At 69.0% G+C, this 6,292-nt stretch carries 6 protein-coding genes; all 6 read right to left on the bottom strand.

The window, feature by feature from the left end; translation table 11 throughout:
• Positions 1 to 37: 37 nt before the first annotated feature.
• Complete coding sequence (locus tag ACROSR_RS19850; RefSeq protein WP_336419786.1) at positions 38 to 229, bottom strand: hypothetical protein; 192 nt, start codon at positions 227 to 229, stop codon at positions 38 to 40.
• Positions 229 to 951 (bottom strand): hypothetical protein, encoded by a 723-nt coding sequence (locus tag ACROSR_RS19845; protein WP_432687619.1) that lies wholly within the window; start codon positions 949 to 951, stop codon positions 229 to 231. Before ACROSR_RS19845 ends, ACROSR_RS19850 begins: the two co-directional genes overlap by 1 nt.
• On the bottom strand, positions 952 to 4,452 hold the full coding sequence (locus ACROSR_RS19840) for a phage tail protein (RefSeq protein WP_336419788.1): 3,501 nt from the start codon (positions 4,450 to 4,452) through the stop codon (positions 952 to 954).
• Positions 4,452 to 4,913, bottom strand: coding sequence for a C40 family peptidase (locus ACROSR_RS19835; RefSeq protein ID WP_432687618.1), 462 nt, complete (start codon positions 4,911 to 4,913; stop codon positions 4,452 to 4,454). Before ACROSR_RS19835 ends, ACROSR_RS19840 begins: the two co-directional genes overlap by 1 nt.
• Entirely contained in the window at positions 4,903 to 5,766 is an 864-nt protein-coding gene (locus tag ACROSR_RS19830; RefSeq protein ID WP_336419790.1) for a DUF2163 domain-containing protein, read from the bottom strand. The genes ACROSR_RS19835 and ACROSR_RS19830 overlap by 11 nt, the downstream gene beginning before the upstream one ends.
• 10 nt (positions 5,767 to 5,776) lie before the next feature.
• A partial coding sequence (locus ACROSR_RS19825) for a DUF2460 domain-containing protein (RefSeq protein WP_432687617.1) occupies positions 5,777 to 6,292 on the bottom strand: 516 nt, incomplete at its 5' end.

The following is a 6,292-nucleotide window of genomic DNA, read 5'->3' as shown; positions in this document are numbered from 1 at the left end:
GTGAAGCCGTCGAACTCGCTGGTTGCGGCAAGAATGGTCATTCCAGGGTCTCCCTTTGGTTTTCGGCCACCCCGACAAGGTCGCCATCAGTGACATTGCCGGAGGGCTGCCCGCGCCATTGCGCCAGGGAGCCGGCATCATTGGCGTCGATCCATGCCCCCGCGAACTGCTGGACGTTCACATCAGGCGCGTCGCCGGACAGGAACAGGGCGGTGAAGAGCAGCGGCATCAGATCACCGCGCCGCGCAGGGTGACGGCCAGGCCTGCAACAGATGCCTCGGCCGGGGCGGCAAACGAGGATGCGACGAACCGCACGACCGATCCGGCGTCGATCGTCACCGGATCCGGCGAGGTGGTCGTGAACGTGACCAGGCCAGTGGTGGAGACATTGATGGTGCCGACGGTGAGCCCGTCGACCGTGACATCCACCGACCAGGCGGCCTCGGGCGGCACGTCGACATGCCCGGCCGCGCCTGCAAGATCCGCCGGCAGACGCACATCGCGCGGTATCACCACCTTTCCGATGACCTCGCCCGGGCCGGGTGTGGCCATGGACACGGCGCCGAAATCGTAGATCTCGCGCGCGGCGGGCTGAACACCACCGCCGGAGAGATAGAGGATCCGCTGATCGCCCGGCTCGACCGTCGTCTCGCCGGGACCACCGGCACGCGTGATGATGGCCACGGCATCCGCCTCGTTGCACACGATGACAAGGCGCTTAACTGCCGGGAAGGCGACCGTGACGCCGGCGCCAGGCGCACCTGTCAGCACGAGGCGCACGAGACCGAGCGCCTGCGCGGACGGCACAGGGATGATGCCGCCGGCGCCGACATCGAGGATCCCTGAGTCCGTCATGGCGAGATCGAGCGCATCGAAGGCGGCGTTGGCGGTGACCTCCTTCTGGTCCTGCGATGCCTGGATATGGGCAATGGCGAGATTGGGCGTGCTCATTCATGTCTCCTGCACTGTGGCCGTCGCCGGAAAGCCGCGCCCGACCGCTGCGCTGATCTGATGGACGCGCAGGGTGAGCGTGCCCGGCACCGCGCCGAAGTCGGCCTCCGCGTCGGCGGTCGGATAGAGCACCTGCGGCGTGGCGCTCTCCAGCACCCGTACGACTTCGCCGTCGGCACCCAGCACATCCACCTCATAGGCCTCCGCCGCCTCGGCGAGCGGCACGGTGCCGGTGCCGTCGCGCCAGTCGCCGCCGATCCGGGTGCGGCGCCGCCAGGACAGGGTGATGCCGGCGGCCGTCCACGCGCCCGCGACATGCGCCGGGGCGTAGGGCTTGAGATCGGTGCCCCGCAGGATCTGCGTGACCGTGTCCGCCTCCTCAAACGCCTCGCCCCGGCCGACGCCGCGATAGCGCAGCGGCTGTCCCACCAGTCCGAGCGGCTCGGTGAAGAGCGCGCCCTCGTCCTCGAGCACCACGATCACCGCCCCGGCCGCATGCGCGAGCCGTCCGTCCGTGCCGCGCCGCCCGCGCAGCAGCGTCGAGAGCCGGTAGTTATCATTGCCGAGCGGCGTGACATCGCGGAACTGGATCAGTTCGCCCCCGCCATCGGCATCGACCACCAGCGCGGCATTGCGACCATTGAGCAGCTGCAGATCGGAGACCGCACTGAGCTGGCCGTCGGGATCGCGCAGGCGCACCTCGAGCGCGTTGGTCGTATCCCATGTCCAGACCGACCGCGGCTGCCCGAGCGCCGCGCGCAGGGTGCCGATCAGCGCCGGATCGCTGATGCGCGCCGGGATGTCCCAGTCCGCCCCGTCGCGCGAGCGAAAGAGCGACAGGCCGGTCCAGGGCCCCGCGACGCGCGGGGCCGCAAAGAGATACTGCCGCGACGCCACACCGCCGGTATCATGACGGTCGCGCAGCAGCGGGACCTGCGGCACGACCCATTTCGAGGGCACATCGCCCAGCACACCGGAGGTTTGGGCCCCGGTGCCGGTTGCGCCGATGGCCTCGGAGACATAGGCCGACCCGATATGCCGCACGCCCTTTGCGCGCAGCTCCCAGTCCGCGCCGATCTCGACCTGCGTGAGCCGGACCGCGACCTCGCTTCCGCCGGGCGCCGACACGCGCAGCAGGTCGGTGGGGTCATGGCGCAGGAATCCCGGCCGCAGGGCGAACTCGACGGCGTCGCGCTCGATCCAGGCCGAGGCCATGTGGCGCTCGGCGATGCGTTTGGCCTCGGTGGCCTCGAGCGCCATGGGCAGTTCCATGTCGCGCTTGTCGCGCGATCCCATGGTGGCGACGGGCTGGGAGACTCGTGTGGCCGATTGCGCGCCCTGATTGTAGTCGCCACTCGTGTCCTGATAGGTCACGGTGATGCGCTCGGGCAGATCGGTCTCCTGCACGCGCTGGAGCTGGACGACTCGGCCGGTGTCGCGGGTGGGCACGAGATCGTCTGATGACAGAAGTGGCGCCTCATCTGAGGACCGCGCGCGCGGGATGAAGCGGATCCGGTCATCGGATTCGACGGCATCGAAGGCAAAGGCCTGCGCCACCGGCTCTATGCCTGACCGCGCCGAGCCCTGCCGGCCGATGGCGTAGCCCTGCAATTGCGGCGCGCCGATCTGCGACACGTCGATATCGGCCGGCCCCAGCCCGACGCGGGCGCAGATATCGGCGACGATCGCGCCGGGCGTCACGCCGTCGCCGGCGGTGCGGTTGAGAAACAGCCGGGTGGCGGCCGATCCGGTCTGCACATAGCCCGTGAGCGTGTCCGAACGCGCATCATACCCCGCGGCCTCACCGCCGCCAAAGATGCTGCCCGCGGCGAAGCCTTCGGTGAACAGGATCTCCGCGCCGGTGCGCAGATCGACCTGGCTGACCTGCGGTTCGCGATGCCACGCCATGCGCCGGCCCTCGGTACGGGATTTGGCGATGGCCATGTTCTCCTTGCGGGTTGTGGAGAAGGCAAAGAGCGACAGCCGCGTCGCCCAGATCACCCCGTCACCGGGACGCCATTTGACCGCATACCGCCCGGTGAGATCCGCGAGCGCATCCGGGAACGCGAGCGCGCTGATCCAAACGAGCGCGTCATCCACGGGGTCGTAGACCGCCCCGGCCGGCTCGTAGGTGAAGCCCGTCGCATCCGGGTGGATGTCGGCCGGGGTCAGAGACCAGTGCCCGGCGTTTTCGACGACCGGGCCGGGCGCGCCCGGACGCACGCGAAGCCGCTCGATGGGAATGGTGCTGGCCGTGCCGGTATTCGACGTGCGCAGGATCCACGCCTCGCCGACGCCGTCGCCCACAAGACCCTGAACGACATTCTCGACATTGGTCGGCCCGGGGCCCATGCGCGGAAGGTTGGCGAGGAACTCCATGGTATCGGCCCGGACGCAGCCATGACCGCCGCCGAACCGGCCCGAGGCGATCAGGACATCGACAGGTCCGGTCAGGCTGAGCGCGCGCATCCAGCCCAGTGTCGTGAGCGCCGCGTACCCGCCAGCGTTGTTGCTCAGGCTGTTGCTGCGGCGCCCGAAGCTGTCCACGACCGCCATCGCGTCGAGATCGATCTTGACGACCGGTTTGGTGTTGCTGATGCCGACCTGAGTGTAGGCATACCCGTCGCCGCCGATGAAGCAATGATCGAACCTGTAATTGTCCCGGTAGAGGTTCAGCGCCTCGGCCAGCGCGTCGGAAATCATATCCTCGGGCCGCCCCTGCGCCAGTTCCTCCAGCGTGCGCAGATCGAAGAGCCGCAGACCGTCCGGTGAAAGCATGAGCTGGCGCTGGCGCTGCCAGTCTGTGCTGCCGTAATCGGTCAGCACGCTGTCGAGCGCCCCACCCGGCAGGTTGGTGCTCTTGAGCGCCGGATAGGCCTCTTGAGCGTTGAACGTCACCTCGGCGGTGATGTTGGGGATGCGGTTGCCGAAATTCTCCAGCGGCAGATCTTCGAACACCAGGTAAGCCAGCCCGCGAAAGGCCGGCGTCCGGCCGTGGCCCTCAGTGGCCTCGATCAGCGGATCGGGCAGCTGGTCCTCGCCTCCCTCGTAAAACCGGAACTCAAGCCCGGGGATCGACACGTCCGGATTGGTGCCGCGCGCGTCATGGATGAGCTTGCCATCGGCCCAGATCCGGATGAGATCGCCGGCCGGGCCCTCGGCGAGGCCGAGCGCGAAGGAGGCGTAATAGCCATAGGTGGTCTGGCGCTGACCGCCGCCGCCCTTGCCGCCCACCTTGCGCGTCTGGCGCTCTTCCCGGATCCCGGGCGCCCAGATCACGTTGCCCGAGACCCGCATCGTGCCGTAGATGAGCGGGATGGGCGCGCCCCAGGCCGACGAGGTCACCGACAGATCGCGCAGCCGCGGGCCCTCGATATCGGGCTGGTCGGGGCCAAACAGCAGCGAGCCGACGGTCGAACCGATCAGCCAGCCGGCCTGCCAGCCGAGCCCGAGCGCCGTGCTGCCGAGCGCGCCCGCGCCGGCGATGGCCAGCACTGCCATCAGATCATCCCCGGCATGCGCCAGGCCGCGCGCCGGCGGTCGGGCCAGGGGGCAACCAGTGGTTCCTCCAGCACGCAGCGCCGCAGCGCATGCGCGTGCAGGAGATGCGGCACGCCGTGGCGCGCGGTGAGAAACCCCGCATGGCACGGATATGTGGTCTCGGCAAAGACCAGGATATCGCCGGGGCGCGCCTCCGGGAGCGGAACGGGCGCGAGATCGACGGCGAATTCCTCGACAAGGCGGTGGCTGGTCGCGCGCCGGTCATAGCCCTGCACATCGTGATGCGGCACGCGCAAGCCATCGGCGACGACGATCAGCAGCCCGATGCAGTCCACGCCGGCCGGCCCGCGCCCCTGATGGCGCCAGCGCGCCCCGATCCAGCGGCGCGCCTCCGCGATCACGTTGTCGGCACGCAGTGGCTCACTGTGCATTGGCTCTTCGTGCAGTGGCTTACCGCGCATTGGGCGTCTCCGTCAGCTTGTCAGTCCCCGGCACGAAGGGATCGCCCCGGAAATTGAGCACATTGTCGAACCGGTCGATACAGGTCGTCAGCCGCTTGTCGCAGCCGGGCCAGATCTCGAACGCGTCGCCTGTGCCGACCGGAAAGGGGGGCGGAAAGGACAGGACCAGATCCCCGGTTGCGAGGCTCGACCCGCGGACCTCGATGGCCCGGCCCCTGTTCGGCCCGGAGGTGAACCGGATCACGCCGCCGGCGAACCAGTCATCGGGCGTTTCGGTGATATCGATCATCGCAGTGAACGAGAGCGCATCGAGCGGCGCGGTCACCGTACCCGGCCGCGTCCAAGCCGGGTCACGGATGTCCACCCCGCAGCGCGCATCGCCGAGATCGGCGCGGCAGTCTGGCGTGTAGGGCTCGATCAGCCGCTGTGCGAGCACCTGCGAGAGGCCGCGCAGCTCGGTGCGCCACTCGCCCTCGCTCGACAGCATCACCTCGCCCAGCCAGCCGCGGCGCAGGCGCAGCGTGCCCTGCGACGGGTCCTGCCAGTTGACCACAAAGATCCGCACTTCGGCGCCGTCATAGAGCCCGGCGCGCAACGCGTCCGCCTCGAGCCCGGCATCGTCGAGCACGCCCTCGAGATCGACATTGCCGACCGCGAGCCCCGCCTCCGAGGCCACTGCGGTGCGCGAATAGCCCGCGCGGGCGCGGTAGATCTCGCCATCGACCACCAGATCGACATCGTGATCGGTCGCGCGAAACACCACGCCGTCGCGGCGCGCCAGCCGCCAGCACGTGGCCAGCGTGAGCACATCGCCCTCGAGATGCGCGGCCAGCTCTGGGGATACCGTCTTCATGACACAGCCTTCATTCGCGGATCTCCACCACGGTGATGCGCCCCCATTGCTGCATCTCGAAGGTCTCCACGGTGAGATCGGCGGCATCGGTGTCGAACCGCACCGGCACGTCGAACTCGTAATCCGCGGTGATCGCGACGCCCTCGTCAGGAGCGTTCGAAAAGGTGACAACGCCCATCGCGTGATCGACGGACACACCGGACGAGACAATGTCACCGTCGCGATAGATCACGACCGTGCCTTCGACCGGGCGCGTGATGCGCCGCGCATGCACCGCGCCGCCGCTGTCGTAGCGCCGCACCAGCTGGAAGGCGGTCTGTTGGCCGTCGCCGGTCCCGAGCAGCTGCCCGGCCGCCCGGAAATCCGTCCAGTCCTTGAACCGGAAGCCGTGCGCGCGGCCGCGCCGGGCATAGAAGAAGGCGAGCACGGCCTCGATATCGCCGCGCGATCGGATGCCGGTCGAGACGTTCCATTCGCCGCGGGAGCGCTGCCATTGCGCAATGCGCTGCTCGCGCCCGCTCTGCGT

Source organism: Roseovarius tibetensis (assembly GCF_050896375.1).
GTDB classification, from domain to species: Bacteria; Pseudomonadota; Alphaproteobacteria; order Rhodobacterales; family Rhodobacteraceae; genus Roseovarius; species Roseovarius tibetensis.
The sequence above is the reverse complement of the archived record's forward strand: the minus strand, read 5'-3'. Positions and strand labels throughout refer to the sequence as shown.

What these genes read in the sequence shown, in the direction of transcription:
- ACROSR_RS19850 (WP_336419786.1), bottom strand. Translation starts at nt 229, where the DNA reads ATGCCGCTGCTCTTCACCGCCCTGTTCCTGTCCGGCGACGCGCCTGAT.
- ACROSR_RS19845 (WP_432687619.1), bottom strand. Translation starts at nt 951, where the DNA reads ATGAGCACGCCCAATCTCGCCATTGCCCATATCCAGGCATCGCAGGAC.
- ACROSR_RS19840 (WP_336419788.1), bottom strand. Translation starts at nt 4,452, where the DNA reads ATGGCAGTGCTGGCCATCGCCGGCGCGGGCGCGCTCGGCAGCACGGCG.
- ACROSR_RS19835 (WP_432687618.1), bottom strand. Translation starts at nt 4,913, where the DNA reads ATGCGCGGTAAGCCACTGCACGAAGAGCCAATGCACAGTGAGCCACTG.
- ACROSR_RS19830 (WP_336419790.1), bottom strand. Translation starts at nt 5,766, where the DNA reads ATGAAGACGGTATCCCCAGAGCTGGCCGCGCATCTCGAGGGCGATGTG.